General features: G+C 67.0%; 18 protein-coding genes and 1 pseudogene. 8 read left to right on the top strand and 11 right to left on the bottom strand.

Annotated elements, in window-relative coordinates:
- Window positions 1-198 precede the first annotated feature (198 nt).
- Together CF8_RS20215 and CF8_RS20210 are read left to right on the top strand one after the other, a co-directional pair.
- Window positions 199-840, top strand: a complete 642-nt coding sequence (locus tag CF8_RS20215; RefSeq protein WP_198016908.1) for a GntR family transcriptional regulator — start codon at window positions 199-201, stop codon at window positions 838-840.
- Entirely contained in the window at window positions 837-1,307 is a 471-nt protein-coding gene (locus tag CF8_RS20210) for an OsmC family protein (RefSeq protein WP_010834942.1), read from the top strand. Before CF8_RS20215 ends, CF8_RS20210 begins: the two co-directional genes overlap by 4 nt.
- Before the next feature lie 203 nt (window positions 1,308-1,510).
- Here the strand turns inward: CF8_RS20210 and CF8_RS21735 are convergent, their stop codons facing one another.
- Both CF8_RS21735 and CF8_RS20200 read right to left on the bottom strand, forming a co-directional pair.
- Complete coding sequence (locus tag CF8_RS21735; RefSeq protein WP_232211544.1) at window positions 1,511-2,029, bottom strand: hypothetical protein; 519 nt, start codon at window positions 2,027-2,029, stop codon at window positions 1,511-1,513.
- A gap of 326 nt (window positions 2,030-2,355) precedes the next feature.
- Window positions 2,356-2,985 (bottom strand): Crp/Fnr family transcriptional regulator, encoded by a 630-nt coding sequence (locus tag CF8_RS20200; protein ID WP_010834940.1) that lies wholly within the window; start codon window positions 2,983-2,985, stop codon window positions 2,356-2,358.
- 70 nt (window positions 2,986-3,055) lie between these two features.
- Here CF8_RS20200 and CF8_RS20195 point away from each other — a divergent pair, with 70 nt between their 5' ends.
- Window positions 3,056-3,826, top strand: coding sequence for a sulfite exporter TauE/SafE family protein (locus CF8_RS20195; RefSeq protein WP_010834939.1), 771 nt, complete (start codon window positions 3,056-3,058; stop codon window positions 3,824-3,826).
- A 105-nt stretch (window positions 3,827-3,931) separates the two neighbouring features.
- Here CF8_RS20195 and CF8_RS22185 read toward each other — a convergent pair whose 3' ends face one another.
- The 4 genes from CF8_RS22185 to CF8_RS20180 all read right to left on the bottom strand — a co-directional run bounded on the left by CF8_RS22185 (window position 3,932) and on the right by CF8_RS20180 (window position 7,004).
- A complete protein-coding gene (locus tag CF8_RS22185) occupies window positions 3,932-4,246 on the bottom strand; it encodes a hypothetical protein (RefSeq protein ID WP_010834938.1) in 315 nt (104 codons plus the stop codon).
- Window positions 4,247-4,352: 106 nt separating this feature from the next.
- Window positions 4,353-5,402: an integrase core domain-containing protein gene (locus CF8_RS20190; protein ID WP_198016907.1), complete on the bottom strand. Its 1,050-nt coding sequence runs from the start codon at window positions 5,400-5,402 to the stop codon at window positions 4,353-4,355.
- Between the two features lie 47 nt (window positions 5,403-5,449).
- Window positions 5,450-5,791, bottom strand: coding sequence for a hypothetical protein (locus CF8_RS20185; RefSeq protein WP_198016906.1), 342 nt, complete (start codon window positions 5,789-5,791; stop codon window positions 5,450-5,452).
- 310 nt (window positions 5,792-6,101) lie between these two features.
- Window positions 6,102-7,004: a LysR family transcriptional regulator gene (locus CF8_RS20180; RefSeq protein ID WP_036491647.1), complete on the bottom strand. Its 903-nt coding sequence runs from the start codon at window positions 7,002-7,004 to the stop codon at window positions 6,102-6,104.
- An 88-nt stretch (window positions 7,005-7,092) separates the two neighbouring features.
- Here CF8_RS20180 and CF8_RS20175 point away from each other — a divergent pair, with 88 nt between their 5' ends.
- Window positions 7,093-7,974, top strand: a complete 882-nt coding sequence (locus CF8_RS20175) for a PhzF family phenazine biosynthesis isomerase (protein WP_051204293.1) — start codon at window positions 7,093-7,095, stop codon at window positions 7,972-7,974.
- A 233-nt stretch (window positions 7,975-8,207) separates the two neighbouring features.
- On the opposite strand, the gene CF8_RS20170 is transcribed toward CF8_RS20175, so the two are convergent.
- Entirely contained in the window at window positions 8,208-8,774 is a 567-nt protein-coding gene (locus CF8_RS20170) for a DinB family protein (RefSeq protein WP_198016905.1), read from the bottom strand.
- A gap of 307 nt (window positions 8,775-9,081) precedes the next feature.
- On the opposite strand from CF8_RS20170, the gene CF8_RS20165 reads away from it, so the two are divergent.
- Window positions 9,082-10,335 (top strand): IS256 family transposase, encoded by a 1,254-nt coding sequence (locus tag CF8_RS20165; protein ID WP_010834933.1) that lies wholly within the window; start codon window positions 9,082-9,084, stop codon window positions 10,333-10,335.
- A 402-nt stretch (window positions 10,336-10,737) separates the two neighbouring features.
- On the opposite strand, the gene CF8_RS20160 is transcribed toward CF8_RS20165, so the two are convergent.
- Window positions 10,738-11,169: an SET domain-containing protein-lysine N-methyltransferase gene (locus CF8_RS20160; RefSeq protein ID WP_010834932.1), complete on the bottom strand. Its 432-nt coding sequence runs from the start codon at window positions 11,167-11,169 to the stop codon at window positions 10,738-10,740.
- Window positions 11,170-11,673: 504 nt separating this feature from the next.
- On the opposite strand from CF8_RS20160, the gene CF8_RS20155 reads away from it, so the two are divergent.
- Window positions 11,674-12,285, top strand: a complete 612-nt coding sequence (locus CF8_RS20155) for an alpha/beta fold hydrolase (protein WP_198016904.1) — start codon at window positions 11,674-11,676, stop codon at window positions 12,283-12,285.
- A 138-nt stretch (window positions 12,286-12,423) separates the two neighbouring features.
- Here CF8_RS20155 and CF8_RS23615 read toward each other — a convergent pair whose 3' ends face one another.
- Genes CF8_RS23615 through CF8_RS20145 form a run of 3 tightly spaced genes read right to left on the bottom strand, consistent with a single transcriptional unit; the run spans window position 12,424 to window position 15,698 of the window.
- Window positions 12,424-12,816 carry an acetyl-coenzyme A synthetase N-terminal domain-containing protein gene (locus CF8_RS23615; protein WP_084622969.1) on the bottom strand — a complete coding sequence of 131 codons (393 nt, stop codon included), beginning with the start codon at window positions 12,814-12,816 and terminating at the stop codon, window positions 12,424-12,426.
- 33 nt (window positions 12,817-12,849) lie between these two features.
- On the bottom strand, window positions 12,850-14,034 hold the full coding sequence (locus CF8_RS20150) for a serine hydrolase domain-containing protein (protein ID WP_010834929.1): 1,185 nt from the start codon (window positions 14,032-14,034) through the stop codon (window positions 12,850-12,852).
- Window positions 14,035-14,066: 32 nt separating this feature from the next.
- Window positions 14,067-15,698 (bottom strand): flavin-containing monooxygenase, encoded by a 1,632-nt coding sequence (locus CF8_RS20145; RefSeq protein ID WP_036491641.1) that lies wholly within the window; start codon window positions 15,696-15,698, stop codon window positions 14,067-14,069.
- A 235-nt stretch (window positions 15,699-15,933) separates the two neighbouring features.
- On the opposite strand from CF8_RS20145, the gene CF8_RS20140 reads away from it, so the two are divergent.
- Both CF8_RS20140 and CF8_RS22755 read left to right on the top strand, forming a co-directional pair.
- The gene (locus tag CF8_RS20140; RefSeq protein ID WP_010834927.1) at window positions 15,934-17,724 is read left to right on the top strand and encodes a sigma-54-dependent Fis family transcriptional regulator; all 1,791 of its coding nucleotides are present in this window, start codon (window positions 15,934-15,936) and stop codon (window positions 17,722-17,724) included.
- 406 nt (window positions 17,725-18,130) lie between these two features.
- Window positions 18,131-18,607, top strand: a pseudogene (locus tag CF8_RS22755) (IS21 family transposase); the annotation flags it as partial.

The raw sequence follows: 18,607 nt of genomic DNA, 5'->3' as shown, positions 1-18,607 counted from the left end.
ACCGCCTCCGCCAAACTGACCGCATTCATGAGCTAAATATAACAGACGCACGCCCGACCGGTGGCCGCCCAGCGCGCGGCCGTGATTCCGATAGGGGATCCCCATGCGGGATACCGAGCACACCGAGCCAGATGGCGACGCCAGTACCCGCCATGACTATGTATGCAATAACGTCTACTGCATGCAATGATTGCCGTCGTGAACACCTACGCCGACCTCCACCGCATGGTCGTCTCTGGAGAGCTGGATCCGCGAGTGCGGATCGCGGAGGCCGAGCTGGCGTCCCGCCTCGGCGTCAGCCGTACGCCGGTGCGTGAAGCGCTACAACGCCTTGAGGGAGACGGATTGGTCTTCGCTCAGGGTCGCGGGGTGCAAGTGCGGGTGATGGCCCTCGACGAGTTGGCCGAGCTGTTTTCAGCTCGGGCGGGACTCGAAGGATGGGCGCTCTTCCAGGCGGCACAGCGGGTCGGCGCCGGCGACGTCCCTCCCGCTCATCTCGCGGAGCTTGAACGCCTGGCGGACTCCGCCGCAGCGCACACTCGCGCCGGCGACCTCGCGCGCGGCGCCGACTTCAACAGGGCGTTCCACGAACGCACTGCCACCCTGTCGAACAACGGCGTGATCAGCGCGATCCTTGGCCAGTGGTGGGACCGCATCACCGTCAGTACCCGGCACGCCATCCGGACACCCGATCGAGTCGAAGAAGTCGACCGGGAGCACCGCACCATCCTCGACGCGCTCAACCGAGGCGATTCGATCGCCGCTCGTGATGCGACCCAGGCTCACATACTCGCGACCCGAGACACGCTCCTCAAACTTGATGAAGGGAACCGGCCATGACCGACCACACCTACGCGATTGCCCTCTCCTGGACCGGCAACACGGGCCGGGGAACCAAGAATCTTCGGTCCTACTCACGCAACCACGACGTCGCCGCCGATGGCCTCCCGACCATCGCCGCATCCTCCGATCCAGCCTTCCGCGGGGACCCCTCCCGGTGGAACCCCGAGCAGCTCTATCTCGCCTCGATCGCACAGTGCCACATGCTCTGGCATCTCGGCTTGGCCGCGCAGGCCGGCGTGACCGTACTCGGCTACGAGGACCGTCCGACCGGTCTGATGATCGAAGAGGCGGACGGCGCCGGCCAGTTCGACAGCGTGACCCTGCACCCGGTCGTCACCATCGCAGCCGACAGTGACGCCCAGACGGCGGAGGAGCTTCACCACCGCGTCGCGGACTACTGCTTCATCGCGCGTTCCGTCCAGACGCCGATCCATCACGTCGCCACCATCGAACACGCGTCGTAGGCAGGGCCGCCCGGTGAGGGATTAACCTGCGGGACCACATCCGTCCGCGCGGACAGCCTTTGCGGGACCCCAAGATCATCCCTATTGCGGGGTGTCGTGATGTGCTTGAGGAGCGGTCGTCCTAGACAGGGGCGAGGGCAACGTGGGCTGCGTCAGGCAGAGTCACCGTGATCGGAGCCCCCGGCCAGACCGTCCCGTCTCGTTCAACGACCGCCATGACCCCCGCCTTGCGAATGACCGGGGCGGTCGCGGACGCCAGCGAGGCGGTCGACGGGGCCAGCTCGTCGGTCGGCGTACCGTCTGCGCGGGACAGCACCACCTTGAGCAGACCGGTCCGAAAGTCGTCGATCTGCGCGCAGGGATTGCGCAGGCCCCTCGCCCCTCAGTCGCACCACCGGACCGCCGAGATCGAGCAGAGTTCCGGTCGGCAGTCCAAGCAGGTCAAGATCCTCCGTTAGGACGTTCTCGCCGAGATCGCCCGGGGCCAACTCGTAGCCCATGCTTCGGGCCTCGTCGAACACCTCGCGGTGAAGCAGGTGCACTTGGCGCAAGTTCGGCTGGTTGGGGTCGCGACGCACGCGCGACCGATGCTGTACCAGCGTCCCGGCGTGGGCATCCCCGAGCACACCGATTCCGGCCACAAGAGTGATCGACTCCGCGGGCCTCTTGCTGAATCGATGGAATTCGTCTCTGCTGAAGGCGACAACCCGGGATGCGGTCATGGACTCATTCTCCACTGGTATCGGCGCCGCCTGAATACTGGGCGCCGGCGCCGGCGCCGGCTTCGACGTCCCCACGCAAGGCCGGACTCGGCGCGTTCGCATACCGATCGTCACGCGGAGCGTGACCAGTGCAGGATCAGTCACCGGGTTGGGGTCGACGTACGGGCTCTTCTAGCGAGACCCGGGCGGAGGAAGGTGATGGCGTATGCCTTGGGCGGAGCACCCCAGTGCCAGGACCCTCCGATGAGGGAGTGCGAGGTGTCGGAAGAACCGGGCGGCGCGCATGTAGGACGGACACCGGTGTGCCGTTCGGGTGGACGGTGCCGTCACGGCTGTAGTTGGACGTGGTTTCGGCGGACCCGCACCACGCCATGGTCCGTGAGCGCGCCGAGAGCGCGGGTGACGGTGACCCGAGACAGCCCGAGCTCGGCGGCGAGGCCATCCTGCCCGTCGTCGAGCGCGATTGCGCCGTGGGAGTCGGCCCTCTCGCGCAGGCGATTCAGCACCCGGGTAGCGGGATCTTGGATCGCTGCGTCGAGGAAGTCTGCACGCGAGCGGTTGGCCTGAGTGGCGAGGTGGTGGGCGGTCTGCAGGAGCACCGAACGGTCGGACTCGACCAAGTCCAGGAACAGTGCTCGGGGGATGGTGCGGACGCGGCAGCGGGTGAGCGTCATCCACGTGAACAGGTGGTTCTGCCCGGTGAGCGCAGTGGCCTTGTCGATGGCGACGGGGGCGTCGTCGACCCGGATCCGGGCCACACGCCCGCTTGCGGAGGTGCGCAGGGCGACGGCCTTTCCGACCTCGATGATCAGCAGCGAGTCGCAGGGCTGACCCTCAAGTGCGAGCACGGTGTCGGCGGGGACCATCCGGGTCGAGCTCTGGGAGGTGACGCGATCGCACGCGGCGTCGTCGAGGCCACTGAACAGGGGGATCTTCCGCAGGGCGTCGAAGTCCATGACCACAAGTATGCGCCGGACGTATCGCGCGATACGGAGACCCGGCGCTGCCGCCCCTACCGTGAGACTCGTGCCTGATGGTCCCGCCGAGCTCACCCTCGTCATCGCCGCCATCATTGGCGTCAGTGCCGTGCTCCAAACGAGTACGGGGTTCGGGTTCGCGATTCTCAGCGCCCCACTGCTGACCGCACTCGTGGGCGGCCCGATGGCGGTCACCACCATCACGATCACGGGGGCGACCGTCGACGCCCTGATCCTGGGGGGAAGGCGCACCCTTCCGCGGCCCGACTGGCGCATCGTCGTCCTGCTGGCGCTTTGGTCGGTGCCCGGCATGGTTCTCGGAGCTCTGGCGCTGGCCCGGATGCCCCAGTCCGGGCTGCAGCTACTGGTGGCGGCCGCCGTGCTCCTGGCAGTCGCGCACCGGGTGCATGCCGATCGCTGTGACCTAGAGGGATCACCACAGGCCACGCGGGTCCGAGGGCGTGGGTGGCACGCTCCTGTCGCCGGCCTCACCTCGGGGGCCCTCGGCACGTCGACCACCTTGGCCGGACCGCCCGTGGTCATGTATCTCACCCGACGTCTCGCAGACCCGCTAACAACGCGGGACACCCTGGTCGCGCTGTCCCTGGTACGGCTCCCACTGGCGATCCTCGTCCTCACCAGAGCCGGAGCCTGGGCTCCGCCGACCTCGGGGCTGTTCGTCATCCTGGCTGCCGGGGTCGTTGGCTGCGTCGTCGGACAGGGCGTGCACGCGCGCCTGGACCACCGGTCCTACCAGCGCGCGACGCTCGGACTCCTGGCCGTCGCAGCGGCCACCGCGACCATCGCAGCGGTGATCTGAGATGCAGGGTCCACATGCCCCGGCACACATTCCCAGCAGCGGAGCGGTCGCCGCGAAGACGCGCCTCAATTGACAGCACATCCGATCGTCCCGCAGGCCGAACCGCTAACGAATGATTTTGAGTGCCGCCTCTGCAGATGAGCGAAGAGACGCTCCTCCCTCGTCGTCGCCCAGTTCGGCCAAACCTTCGAGAACGACCTTTGCCACCGGCTTTAGATCGCTGCGACGGCTGGCCAGGACTCCGAGCATGACGACGTAGCCGCGCTGCTCGTGAACACCCAAGGACTCTCTTCCATCAGAGGGGCGTCCATGTGCGGCAGCGACGATCTTGCCGAATTGCTGAAGGTCAGCATCCTCCTGTCGCAGTTGGAACTCTCGCAAAGTCGCCCAGCCGCCGACGAGAACTCCGACGGTGGGCACAGTGGTTGCGATGACGGGGATCCAGTCTGAGGTGTGTCTGAGTTAAATCGGCATCCGGCTAGATCAATAGCCATCAGCTCGGGCGTCGTGCTCATGGTTGTGTTTCTCATTGTCCTCGACTCCGTCGGTGGTAGTCGAGGCGTTGCAGACGGGCTCGGTCGAGGCCGTCTCGTCGGGCCTTTCTGATCGCGTCACCGCGGCCCTCGTGTTCGTCGTCTGGGGTCACGTAGCCGATCGAGGCGTGCAACCGCACACCGTTGTACTCGGCGCGGACACGGTCGAGTTCGGCTTCAAGGTCGCCGGGATCGACGATCTTCTCCAAGTGGGGCCACTGGCCCTTGACGTGGCCGAACAGGGTCTCGATCCAAGCCTGGTCGGTCGGGGTGTGCGGGCGTCCGAAGTGCTGGGCGATGTGGACCCCGGCCAGGAACTCCCGCGTCGAGTGCGACCGCATCTGGGGGCCGTTGTCACTGATTGCGAGCAACAGCGGGACCTGCCCGTCACCGACGGCCTTCTCGATCTCATCGGGCTGCCCGGACAGCAGCGCCTGGCGCAGGTTCTCGGTGTCTCGTTGGTCGATGACCTCGAGCAGCCCCTCGGCTTCCAACGCGGCCAGGAAGCAGACCTCGACCTGGGTGGAGGTCTCCTCGGCGCTGAGGAGGGTCGCGACCCACTTGCGCGAGACCATGTCGAGGACCGCAACCGCGCACCGTTTCGCCCGGGTGAAGTGCGTGAAGTCGTAGGCCCAAATTCTCAGTGGCTTCCACTCCAGCCAGTCCGGCCACGGCTTCTTCTCAGCTGGCTCCCGCGGTGCTGGGCCGGGCAGGATGAACCCCTGACCTGCGAGAACACGACGGACGGTGGACTCGCTGACGTGCACCACGCCCAGGCGTGAGCCGCGGTGGGCCAGCTTTCTGTGCGAACGATCGAGGCCGCCCCATGCCTCGAACAACTCACAGATCGCCTCGACCTCGTAGTCGAGGAGCCCGTGGATCGCGCCACCACCGGGCGCCTGGTCCACCAGACCCACATCGCCGTCCTGGTCGCGGCGCCGCTGCCAAGCTGCGGCCCGGTCCTCGTCGAGGTCAAGCAGCCGGCACGCTCGACGACGTGACCAACCGCCGGCGCTGAGCGCATGGTCGACCAGATCGAGCAAGCCGGCCTTCGTTGCCGCGTCCACACGACCAGGGACCGCGCCGGCGCTCAGTCCCAACGCGCTTTTCCCTCGTGCAGATGCAGGGCCACCGCCTGCTCGGTCACTGTCGAGCGCAGCCGCTCGACCTCGGCCTCGAGCTCCTCGAGGCGCACCTGCTCGAGGCTCATCCCTCGTCTGCCTGGACGAGACGCAGCCAGCGCGTCCAACGCCCCCTGCTTCGCAGTCCGGCACACCGTGACGACCGTGGACCGGTCGACCTTGTACTTCGTTGCCGCCTCGCCTTGCGTGGCCTGCCCGGTCAACACCGAGACCCACAACTCGTACTTCTCGCTCGGCGGCAGGTGCCGCTTCGACTTCCGGGGACCCTGCCCCGCACCAGTGCTGCTCACCTTCGAATTCGACACCTGCAACGCCCTCCCAGCCGCTCAGGCACGCCGCCAAGCTGTGGACTGAACTTCCGGTCAGATACCGATCTAAGTCAGACGCATAGCCAGTCGGTGAGGCTCACACGTTGTATTCAATCTCAATGTGGGCGCTTCCACTTTCGGCGCGCGGATCGACTGCGTGCGGTGGTGGAAGGCGCCCAGTAGAGCAACCCGCCGCGAGACGGTTCGTCGCCCGATCGCGGGCGTCTTTACCGATGATCAGGCCGGCCCGGATGCGTATCCCATACTGGTCACGCTCCGCGTGAGGATCGCTCTACGAGGCGGGAAGCCACAGGGTGCGGAGGTGTTCGAGTACGAGCCGGGTGGCGGTGCTGGGGGTGCGGTTGGGGTGTGTGGCGAGGTGGACGGTGGGCGCTGGTGGCAGGGGCCCGGGGAGGACCGTGAGGGCGCCGGCGCTCACTTCGCTGGCGGCGGTTGCGGCGGGCAGGACGGTCCAGCCGAGACCGGCGACGACGCAGCGTTTGACGGCTTCGATGCTGCCGAAGCGGGTGCGACGGGAGTCGGGTTGTCCGGCGACCAGCAGGCGGTGGGCGACGTCGTCGCTGTAGCTGCAACCGTCCTCGAGGAGCACGACGTCGTGGTTGGCCAACTGCGCCCACGTCAGCGCCTGCCCGTCCGTATCCCCGCTGGGTCCAAACGTGGGGGCGCCGAGCAGGGCGAGCTTCTCGACGCCGAGGGGCTCCAGGAGAAGGTCCGCTGCGGCCAGCTTGGGCTCGAGAATGAGGGCGGCCTCGGCGCTGCCGATCCGTACGGCTGCCAGCGCCGCAGCGGTGCCCGCCGGCGCCAAGCCCAGTCGCACCGCCGGCGCGGTCGCCCGCAACTCCGGGAGTAGAGCGGGCAGCCGGTAGGCGCACAACGACTCCGGCGCCACCAGCCGCACCCGCCCGGCCGGGAGGCCATCGCCGCCGGGGACCTCGGCCTCCATACGGCTTTCCAGCTCGAGCAGCCGTTCCGCGAACGGCAGGAGACGGTCGCCCGCCTCGGTCGGGATTGCCCCGGTGGGGAGCCGGTCGAGCAGCCGCGTGCCGAGGCGCCGCTCGAGGACCTGCAGGTGCCCGGTCACGGTGGACTGCACGTAACCCAGCTCCCGGGCGGCCGCAGTGAAGCTGCCCGAGCGCACCACCGCGGTGAAGGTACGCAGCAAATCAGTCTCCACCCGCTATTCCTTTCCCCGATGCGCCTCATCGCAGATCATCGTTTGCCGTGATGCATCTCGTCGTCGAGGCTAGACGGCGGAGGTGCACATGACCACGACCGACAACTCGACTCCCGACAACCCGCGGGCCGGCAACGTGCTGCGCTACGCCGCGTTCACCCAGGACGGCACCGGGGGGAACCCTGCGGGCGTGGTGCTCAACGCAGACAGCCTCGACGATGCCGGCCGTCTCGCCGTCGCCGCCCAGATAGGCTACTCCGAGACCGCGTTCATCGAAGCCGGACCCCAGCAGGGGAAGTACCGGGTGCGGTACTTCAGCCCCCGAGCCGAGGTCGCGTTCTGCGGCCACGCCACTATCGCCACCGCTGTTGCCCTCGCCGAGCGCCGAGGACCGGGGGATCTGATCTTCGACACCCTCGCCGGCCCGATCCCCGTCCGCACCGAAGCGACCCCCGCCGGCTACACCGCAACACTCACGAGCGTCCCAACACGCACCCGCGCGGCCGAGGCCGGGGAGCTCGACGCCGCGCTGGCGGCGCTGCGCTGGCAACACGCGGACCTGGATCCCCGATACCCCGCCCACGTTACCTACGCCGGAAACGACCACCTGATCCTCGTCGTCTCTGACCGGGTCCGCCTGGCGGAGCTGGACTACGACTACGAGGCACTCGACGTCCTCATGGACAAGCGCGGCTGGACCACGGTGCACCTCGTCTACGCCCACTCCCCGCTGATGTTCTCCGCCCGTGACCCGTTCCCTCCAGGCGGAGTGGTGGAGGACCCGGCCACCGGTGCGGCCGCTGCTGCATTCGGCGGCTACCTGCGCGCCCTCGGGCTCATCGACCTCCCAGCAGAGGTCACCGTGCTGCAAGGCCAGGACATGGGCAGCCCCAGCCGATTGCTCGTCCACGTCGCCGGCGACGACAGCCGCGTACAGGTCACCGGCACCGCCGCACCCATCCCAGACTGAGGCCCTCGGCAGGCAAGCGCGCTCGCAACCGAGGCCCATTCGGGGATCGTCGCGCGGTGCGTGTTCAGTGCGGGAGGGGCATCAACCAGCGTTGATCTCTCGATGAGGTCGAGGTCGCGCACACAGAACTGATGGTGCTCGAACTCCTCGCCGAGCACCGTGCCTAGGCATTGCCGCAGCGATCGTCCGCGTGCGTACGGCGGCCACATGTCGTTGTCGGGGATCGGTGCCGGCTACTGGAGCTGCTCGGAGGTGACCGCATGCAGCCAGCGCGCGAGCTCGGCCGCCTGTTCATCCCGGATCGCCAACACCTCCTCGAGCGTCGGGTCCGCCGACGGGTCGAGACCCTGCTCCTCGCGGCCGGGCACAGACTCGATGCCCAGCCCCATCGGAGTGAACAGATCGGTCGACCCGAGGCAGCATCGCCGAAACCAAGAGTCGTGGACGAAGACCAGGTGGCGCAGCGTCTGCACAGCCGACCACTCGTCGTTCACGCTCTCGTACTCGATGCCGAGCGATTGCCCCATGCGCGCCACGGTCGCCGCCCAGTCGGTGCGCAGCTGCCGCCACCCTCGGCGCACGTCGGCCAAGTCGTCCGAGCGGATGAGCCGGCGGACCGGGTGACGACGGTCGAGCTCGGCCTCGACGTACTCCATGACTTCGACGCCGTTCACAACGAGGTTGGTCACCAGCCCGTCGATCACGGCGCCCTGCATGATCACGCCGGTCAGACGGGTGTTGTTCAGGTTGCACTCGCGGAACTCCGCGCCCTCCAGGTCCTCGTCCACGTACCGTTTCATGCTTGGCAGGCTATGCCCGGCCCCCGACACCTCAGAACGCGCAGCGAGGGCAGAGTCGGGAGATGATGCGCTTCCTGTCGATACGGCAGGAGAACTCCCCGCGCACGAGTTGGCGTCGAGCTCGCCCGCAGTTCGCCACTGTTGGCCGACATGTCACTTGTGCAGGTGACCCGACAGCCGCGCGAAGTTGAGTCCACGGGTGTGGTGTACGACGGGCCCGTCGTGAGCGTGGCGTCCTGACATAGCGACGGCCACCGCGTGATCCTTCAGAAGACCTGCGAAAGCACAACTGAAGGAGAACCAAACGATGACCGTCGACCCCAACTCTATTGACCTGCCCGCGTTCATGGCCGAGCACCTCCAGCGCGCCGAACCCGACCTGCTCCGATCGATGCTGTCCACGTTCGTTCAGGCGTTGATGTCGGCCGAGGCCGACGCGATCTGCGGCGCCCCGTATGGCGAACGCAGCCCGGATCGGACCAACTCCCGCAACGGCTACCGGACCCGGGACTTCGACACCCGCACCGGGACGATGCAGGTCGCGATCCCCAAGCTGCGCGAGGGGTCCTACTTCCCCGACTGGCTCCTCGAGCGACGCCGTCGTGCGGAGCGAGCACTGACCACCGTGGTGGCGACCTGCTACCTCCTCGGGGTCTCTACCCGGCGGATGGAGAAGCTCGTCGAAACGCTCGGCATCACCCGGCTGTCCAAGTCGCAGGTCAGCGTGATGGCCAAGGAGCTCGACGCGCACGTCGAGGACTTCCGGACCCGGCCACTCGATGCCGGGCCGTACACGTTCGTGGCCGCGGACGCGTTGACGATGAAGGTCCGCGAAGGCGGCCGGGTGGTCAACACCCACGTGCTGGTCGCCACCGGCATCAACGCCGACGGCCACCGCGAGATCCTCGGCGTGGACATCTGCTCAGCCGAGTCCGAGGCCGGCTGGCTGACCCTGTTCCGTGGCCTGAACGCCCGCGGCCTGATCGGGGTCAAGCTCGTCACCTCGGACGCCCACAGCGGTCTGGTCGCCGCGATGACCTCGACCCTGGACGGTGCCGCCTGGCAACGCTGCCGGACCCACTACGCCGCGAACCTGATGTCCGCGACGCCCAAGTCGTCGTGGGGCTGGGTCAAAGCGATGCTGCACTCGATCTACGACCAGCCCGACGCCAAGGCCGTGCACGCCCAGTTCGACCGCGTCATCGAGACCCTGTACGAGAAGCTCCCCGCGGTGGCTGAGCACCTCGAGGAAGCTCGCGCCGACATCCTGGCCTTCACCGCGTTCCCGAAGGAGATCTGGCGCCAGATCTGGTCCAACAACCCGAACGAACGGCTCAACCGCGAGATCCGCCGCCGTACCGACGTCGTCGGGATCTTCCCCGACCGCAACTCCGCCATCCGGCTCATCGGCGCCGTGCTGGCCGAGCAGCACGACGACTGGGCCGAAGGACGCCGCTACCTCGGACTCGACGTCCTGGCCCGCTCCCGCATCGCCCTGATCAACACCGACGACACCACCGACCAAAAGGAGGACCTGACACCCGCCGCACTCACTGCCTAGAGTGCTGCCACCGGGTCACGCGGTGGCCCCTTCATCCACCACGACCGTGGACTCGACCCCGCGCGACGCCTACTTCCCGACCGTCGGGGTCAGGCATGCGCGCTCCTCAGCTCAAGGCCCGGGCGCATCCTATTTATCAGCCGCGCTCTTGAGTCGTGCCGCAAGCCGAAGGAACTGCGGGACTTGTGACCATCGAGGCGCTCATTGGACCAGGTCACGTACCTGATCCGAGGAGCGCCTCGCCAAGTCGGGATCTGGTTGCGGGACGAGCAAGACGAGCGGACCTGGCCGTGTCCGAGCCCCCGCAGCAGGTCCGTCTTCCGGACCGGCCCACGTCCGGCGGATCTTTCTACTCGCGGCTCCGCGGCGGGTTCAGCTGATCCAATAACTGTTGAGTGGGCGTCAGCACCTGTCGGCGGCGGCGCGCGTGTCGTCGATCTCCGTGAGGTAGGGAGCGACCAAGCCGTCGTAGTCCGCTTTGCGTTGAGCGGGTAGATCCTTCCAACCGGTGATGCGGTCACGGCAGCGGGGCGAGCCGCACCGGCAATGGGCGGCGAAGTACTCGACCGAGTAGTTCCGCATGGCATAGTCAAAGGTGATCTCTTGGCCGGAGGCGATGGGTGTACGGGCCACGAAGTCGTGGGCACCGCTGGAGTTGAGGCGGATCCCACAGTTCGGCTCACACGAGTGGTTCACCTTGGGGACCAGCCCGCCGTGCACCACAAAACGCTGCTGGCTGACCTGTGAGGCGTGGGAATGGTTGCGTTCGGCCTCATGGTCGACGACGCCCACCATCACCGTCTCACCCACTTGGAAGGACCTGATGGCGAACACACCCTCACCCTTGTCCTGAGATCTGCGGAGTTCGAATCCGACACCCACCGTCGCCTGCTCTCTTCAAGGGATCTGAACCGTCCCGGGATTGATGGGGCTTGGTTCTCCCGGGTTCAGGCCCGGTTGGTCGATGATGGCAGGTGTTGGTCGAGTAGGTCGTGCTGGCACCGCGTGAGGACAGAGGCCCATGAACCGAGACCTGGCGGGACGTGAACGCGCGCACCGGCCGGACCGCCACAATCAGGACAAACGCGCGCGCACCGGCCTCGGTCGCACCAAGGCCGCCACATGCCGCAAGAGGATCATCGCTTGTGGGACGACGCGATCCGACCGCCGGAGCAACCGCGGACGTCGCCAGAGGCTTGCGGGACGATCGGACGTTGATGCGCGGTCACGTTGCCAAGCCCGTCGGGCGAACCGACCAGTGTGGAACAGTTCGGCCATGGATGCGCGAGCCACGAACGACGGCCTCGGTGTGGCTCCTCCTGGGGCGTAGGCCCCGAAGTGATCTTTCTGAGCAATCCGCTCGCTGATCCCGTGGACTGGTCGTCAAACGCGCGGGACCGCCTGCTCGCTCTTGGCTACCAGGTCACGACATTCGAGCACCGCCCCACCGGTCTGGACTGGCGCAGCGTCGTGAAGTGCGTTTCCGAGTTCATCCTGCGCAGAGGGGAGCCGGTAGCTCTCGTCGGATGGTCCCAAGGAGCAGCGATCGCCCAAGAGGCCGCGCTTGCAGTCGAAGGCAGGGTGACTTGTGCTGCTCTCCTGGCTACCGACGGCCGACAGAACGAAGTCGACAAGACGCTGCAGCAGTGCTGGGACCTCCTCGCGGACGGTAGTGATGACTTGGACTGCCTCCGTTTCGCGATGGGTCTGTTGACCGCGTTCCCGCCCACGCGCCTCGCTGACGACGAGTTTGTGCGGAACATGCGCACGGTCCAACGCCAGTGGGCAGGACGACCAGACCGGGAAGCAAGACGGCGCTCGGCAGCCTTCATCTCGACGTATCAGGACCGCCTACCCGATCTCGCCGGTCTGCGGAATCCCTGCCTGGTAGTCGGCTTCGAACTCGACACAGACGCTTTGGTCGCCCGCGCCCGCGAGGGCGCTGCCTGACGCGAAGTACGTCGAGTTGCCGGGCCTCGCCCACGCCGCGCCCATGACCGACCCCGATCAGGTCTGGCCGCCCGTCGTCGACTTCCTTCGCCACCACCATCCCAGTCCGTAGTACGCGCTGCTGCCGCACAGCGTGCGCTATCGCGGTAGCCGATCCCTTTCGGTGACCGAGTCGGGGCGGTGACGGCCAGGTCGACCGCGGTCGATAGCGTCGACTGCGCGATCCGAGCCGACGATGGAGTGCGGATGACTGACCGAACGACGCCGAGGTTCCCCCTTGCTGATTTCTTGGGCATGGTGACCGAGCGTGCGCAAAGGGGCTCGGCGGTCGCGCGGGTGAAGGTCACGGCCGAGCATCTCAACCCGCACGGCTCTGAGCGAGGCGTCGGGAAACCACCGGTAGAACGGTGTGTTCGAGTCGTCCAGAGCCTTCCTCGGCGCGACCTCACACTTGAGCGCCGCGGCAGCTTCGAGCCAGAAGCCTTCGGGGTCCTTCAAGCTCCGTTCGTACGGCTCAGCGTAGGCGGATATGCGGCCTCCCTTGATTCGTCTAGCCCGGCGGGCCTACGCCTGGAGCGCGGCGTAGGCGGCGGACTCGAACCCGAGGTACTGGACGAAGGACGTGGGATCGCCGAACGGGAGGATCTGGGTGGCCCAGAAGCCTCCGATCCCGTTCTCCCGGTCAACCCAGTAGAAGAGGTTGGCCAACCCGGCCCAACCCTGCCCACCCGCGGGCCGCCCGGTGGGGGCCTCCTTCTCGTTGATCATGAACGGCAGGGACCATGACTTCGGGACGCCCGGAAAGAACTCGGCGTCGTTGGAAAGGCTCGGGATCACGCCCGGGAGCATCGTCACGGAGAGCCCCTCGGCGAGGTGCCGGCGACAGGCATCCTCGACGGTGGCGGGTTCGAGGACCCGACCGTGGTCGCCCTCCCCGTCGTTGAGCCACATGCGGATGAACTTAAGGTAGTCACCGACGGTGCCGTAGAGGCCGTGGCCTCCGAAGTCCACCTCAGGGGGCGAGGGGAGCTCGAAGTCCATCGGCGTGAGCGAGCCGTCCTCGTTGCGCGCGTGCACACCGGCCAACGTCGTACGCCGCGCATCGTCGAGCGCGAAGGTCATGGAGTCCATGCCTAGCGGTGCGAAGATGTCGGCTGCGAAGACCTCGCCGAGCCGCTTGCCGGTGACGCCTTCCACCACCTGGCCGACCCAGTCGAGGTTGGTGCCGTACTCCCACTTCGTTCCGGGATCGAACAGCAGCGGCGTCGTCAAAGCGGCTCTGGTCGCGGTGATGACGCTGGGCTGGCCCGTTTCCTCTGCGAGCCGCTTGTAGTGCTCGTTGAAGAAGTCGTAGCCGAAGCCGCCCGAGTGCGTGAGCAGCTGCCGTGTGGTGACGTCGGTCTTGGGTGCCCGCAGCTGGGGCTCTCCCGCGGCGTCGAAGCCTTCGATGACCTGCACCTCACCGAGGTACGGTGCGTACTCCTTGGCCGGGGCGTCCAGGTCGAGACTGCCTCGCTCGACCTGCTGGAGGGCTGCGGTCGCGGTGATCGCCTTCGTCGTGGAGAAGAGGGCGAACACGTCGTCGTGGGTCATCGCGATGTCCCCGTCGACACGACGGACTCCGGCGGCCTCCAGGTAGACGGTACCGGTGCGGTCGGTGAGCCCCGCCACGACGCCGGGGACTCGCTCGTCGCCTGAGACGGCGGTGCGCAGGACCTCGTCGGCTGCATGCCGGAAGTTCTCATTCATCAGTGCTCCCTCTCGACTGGTTGTGGGCGGGGTCAGCGGATGTCGAAGCCGGGGTAACCATCGGCGGCGACGGCAAGAGTGCGGCGTCGGTACTCGCCGACGCCGCCAGTGTAGGACAGCACTCGACGGGGCTTACCCTCGATGTTGGAGCCCAGGTACCACGAGTCGGTCTTGGAGATGAGGGTGGCGTTCGCCGTCTCGTCGTGGTGAAGGACCCATTCCTCCTCGCCTTCCGCGGTCGCCTCGATGACCTGCTTTCCCTGGGCTTGCAGGTGCTTGATCGCGCCGGTGATCCACTCGGTCTGCTGCTGCAGGCAGGTGGTCATGTTGCACAAGGCAGCCGAGGGTGCTAACGGGATGGCGGTGGTGAGCAGGTTGGGGTAGCCGTGGACGGCGAGCCCCATCATGGAGCGGATGTCTCGCCCCCAGTCCTCGGTGAGCGAACGGCCTCCGCGTCCCCGGATGTCCATCCTCGTCAGGGATCCCGTGCCAGCGTCGAAGCCGGTGGCGAGGATAATTACGTCGAGCTCGTGCACAGTGCCGTCGGCGAGCTCGATCCCCTCAGGGCGGATCCTGGCGACCGGGTTGTCGCGCACCCCAACGGCGTGGACGTGCTCGCGGCGGTAGACCTCGAGGTAGTTGGTTTCCAGTGGGACGCGGTGGGTGCCGAAGCCGTAGTCCGTGGGGACGAGGAGGTCGATCAGTTCGGGGTCCTGCAGGCGATCCCGCATCTTCTGGCGGACGAACTCCGAGACCTCCTCGCTGACGTCGACATCGAAGAAGATCTCCGCGAAGGAGGCAAGCCACAGCTTCAAGGACCCGTTGGCGTAGATGTCCTCGAGCCGGGCTAGCCGCTCGTCGGGGGTGAGGTCAGCCCACGCGTGCTCAAAGTCGTACTCGAATCCTGTGAACGTGTTGGGCAGCTTCTCGCACAACTCTTCGAACCGGTCCTTGTACGCCGTGACGTCCGTCTCGTCGTATGCCGGGTTGTGCATCGGCAGGACGTACTGGGGAGTCCGCACGAAGACCGTCAGGTCGGCCACGCGATCGACGATGGTCTGGATCACCTGGATGCCGGTGGCACCGATGCCCACGACTCCCACACGCTTGCCGTCCAGGTCGACCTGCTCCCGCGGCCAGCGCGACGTGTGGAAGATCGGGCCCTCGAAGGTGTCTTGCCCCTCGAACACGTTCTCCAGCGGAGCCGAGAGCATGCCGGCGCAGGTGATGAAGTACTGGGTGTCGAAGACCTCGCCGGTGTCCGTCCGCACTGTCCAGCGCTGGGTGTCGTCGTTCCACTCCGCGCCAGTCACGTAGGTGGAGAAGGAGATGTCCCTGCGAAGGTCGAGGCGATCGGCGACGTAGACCATCCAGCGGTGGATCTCCTCCTGGCCCGGGAAGCGCTGGCTCCAGCTCCAGTCCTTGTAGAGATCCTCGTCGAAGAGGTACTGGTAGATGTACGCCTCGGAGTCGAAACGCGCGCCGGGATATGTGTTCCACCACCAGGTACCACCGACGTCGCCGGCGGCGTCGATGGCAAGCACGTCGAGGCCGAGCCCACGTAGCTGGTGCAGCTGGTAGAGCCCGGCGACGCCGGCTCCGATGATCACAGCGTCAAGACGACGGGTCGCGGCTTCGGTCGCGGGTTCAAGGGTCTGGGTCACGGGACTACCTCTCGGCTCAGGTGCTGGGTTGCTGCCGATATTGGGCCCGTCCCGGTGCCGCCGCGCCGTCCCAAGATCGGACACTGATCGATCCACGCCGCCACGGGCGCTCAGGTGTCCCAACGTGGGACACCCCTACCCACGGCCAGCGATGGCCGTACGCGAAGGAACTGGCGTACCGTGATGGACGTCACAACTCGCCGACGGCTGGCGTCGATCACCGCGAAGGGAAGGCATGGACGATTCAGGAGAGCGGTTGCGGATCGCTGCAGCACGAGCCGACTTCCTCGAGCGCCCGGATATAGAGACCGCAGGGGTGCCCGACTTCGTCGCGGCGTCCTGGCGTCGAAGCCGCTCCGCCGGGGTGCAGGCTGACACCTACACCGTCCCGTTCCACCAAGACATCGACTTCGACACACGGCTGAGCCGGTGTGCCTCGCCAGTGCTGGATCGGCTCACCGCCGACATGTCCGACGTCCCGGTGAGCATCGCCCTGGCCGACGCAAAGGCACGCATCATCGAACGTCGGGACTGCTCCACGGCCGTCGGACGTGTACTAGACCGCGTCGACTTCAACCCGGGCTTCAGCTTCGAGGAGGATGGTGTCGGCACCAACGGGATCGGCACGGTGTTCGAAGCCGGGCTCGCAGTCAGCGTCGTGGGCTCGGCACACTTCAACGAGGCCCTCACACCTTTCGCGTGCACCGGGGCCCCCGTTCTGGACCCCCTGACCGGCCGACTCGAAGGAGTCCTCGACGTCAGCCTTCTCGCCGAGACCTGGAACCCGCTGATCCACGTCCTGGTTAAGACCGCCGCCGGCGACATCGGCAGCAACCTGATGCTCGACAGGAGCCGAGCCCTGCAGGCTCTCTTCGAGGCGTACGTCAAGGCTGACGCCCGCACCCACCACGCAGTGGTCGCCGTCGGTGACACGGTCATCCTCAACCAGCGCGCCCAGCACCTCCTCTCCCCCGAGGACCAGCTCGTGGTGCAAGAACACGCCCGGTTCCTGATGGCGCGGGCGTCCGTGCGAACCGACCTCGTCAACCTTCCCGGCGGGCGCACCTTGCACCTGCGGGTCGCTCGGGTCGAGGTGGGTGACGACACGTCAGGGGTAGTGCTCCTCGTCTCTGACGTCCGACACCCGCATCACCGGCAAAGCCAGAGCGGCCGGCAGGGCCCTGACGCGCTGGGGTCACTGACCGACGACCTCCCTGAACACCGTGCGGCTGCCTTCGAAGAACCCTGGATGTCCACCAGCAAGAGCGCGGCGTGGAACCGAGCCTTGAGATCGATCTGGGAGGCGATGCAGGAGGCGAACCCGATCCTGCTGACCGGCGAGGCAGGTTCTGGCCGGCTTCGGCTGCTGACCGATGTCTTCTCGAAGTGTTCTCCGGGTGGTCACGTGGTCGTCGTGGACCACGTCGACGACGTAACCACGCTGCCCGAGGGGCGCGGCCTGCTCGTACTCCGCGACATCGACGTCATGGACAGCGCGGCCGTCCGAGACCTGGCCGCCGCACTGCCCTCGCTGGCGGACTCCTACCTCCTCGCCGCCACCGCGGTTGGGCCGATCGCCAGCAGCCACGCCGCCAGCGGGTTGATGGACCACCTCCGGTGCAGCATCACCGTGCCGCCCCTCCGCCACCGTGCCGCAGACGTCCCACGCCTGGCGGCTGATGTCTTGACAGAGCTTGCCCCGGGCCGCAGGGTTCAAATCTCACCTCACGCACAACGTGTGCTCGCAGCGTACTCCTGGCCGGAGAACGTGCCGCAGCTCCGAAGCGCCCTCGGCAAGGCCCTGCTCCGACGTCCGGTCGGGGAGATCCAGGCCGAGGACCTACCCGGCTACTGCCACACCACCTCGCAGCGACAGCTCACCGCCCTCGAGTTCGCCGAGCGCGACACGATCCTTGCCACGCTCACCAACGTGGGAGGAAACCGCGTCCAGGCGGCGTCGACCCTGGGCATGGCCCGCAGCTCGCTCTACCGGAAATTGAAGTACTACGGCATCACCGAACTCTGAACCCTGATCCACCGACCGGGTGCGGCGGAGTGAGCGTGGCGTAGAACGAGAATGCCCTCCTGAGCAGGGAGGATGTCGATTGCGACGTCCACACCCAACCGCTCAAGAGGAGCACCTCGTAAGTGAAACCCTCTCACAAGATCCGACCTGTCTTCGATGATCCGAATCTGGTGTCGTCGGCGGGCCTTGTCCGGCTCTGCCCCCGGCTGAGTGTGCCAGCCTGGCTTGAAGTGGCCCCACCTCGACCTACTGGTCCCCGTACTTTCATGTCCGTCTGCCAAGGCGAACGTTGAGAGATGTTGGGGTGAGAGTGAGATCGAGAGTGGAGCAGTTCGAACGTATCCGACGCGATGCCCGCGACGACGAGATGTCGATCAGGGCGCTGGCGGACAAGCACAGAGCTGTGGCTGCTCAGGGTCCGCCGCGGTATTCGCGCAAGCCTGCTGGTTCGGCGGTCGACACGTTCGAGCCGCGGATCCGTGAGCAGCTGCGGGCGGTGCCGACGATGCCGGCCACGGTAATCGCCGAGCGGGTCGGCTGGGACCGCGGGCTGACGGTCTTCAAGGAGCGGGTCCGCGAGCTTCGACCGGTGTATCTGCCGCCGGATCCGTCGTCGCGCACGATCTATGAGGCCGGTTCGCTGGCGCAGTTCGACTTCTGGTTCCCCGACATCGAGTTGCCGGTCGGCTTCGGCCAGACCCGTACCGCGAAACGGCTGCCGGTGATGACGATGGTGTCGGGCTACTCGCACTGGACCAGCGCGGTCCTGATCCCGCGCCGAGAGACCGAGGACCTGTTCCCCGGCTGGTGGCACCTGATCCAGCAATTGGGCGCGGTCCCGAAGCTGCTGGTCTGTCAAGGGCCAGTAGAAACTGCCCGGGGG

It is taken from the genome of Nocardioides sp. CF8, from assembly GCF_000389985.1.
GTDB classification, from domain to species: Bacteria; Actinomycetota; Actinomycetes; order Propionibacteriales; family Nocardioidaceae; genus Nocardioides; species Nocardioides allogilvus.
This window is presented reverse-complemented; position numbering and strand designations above follow the sequence as displayed.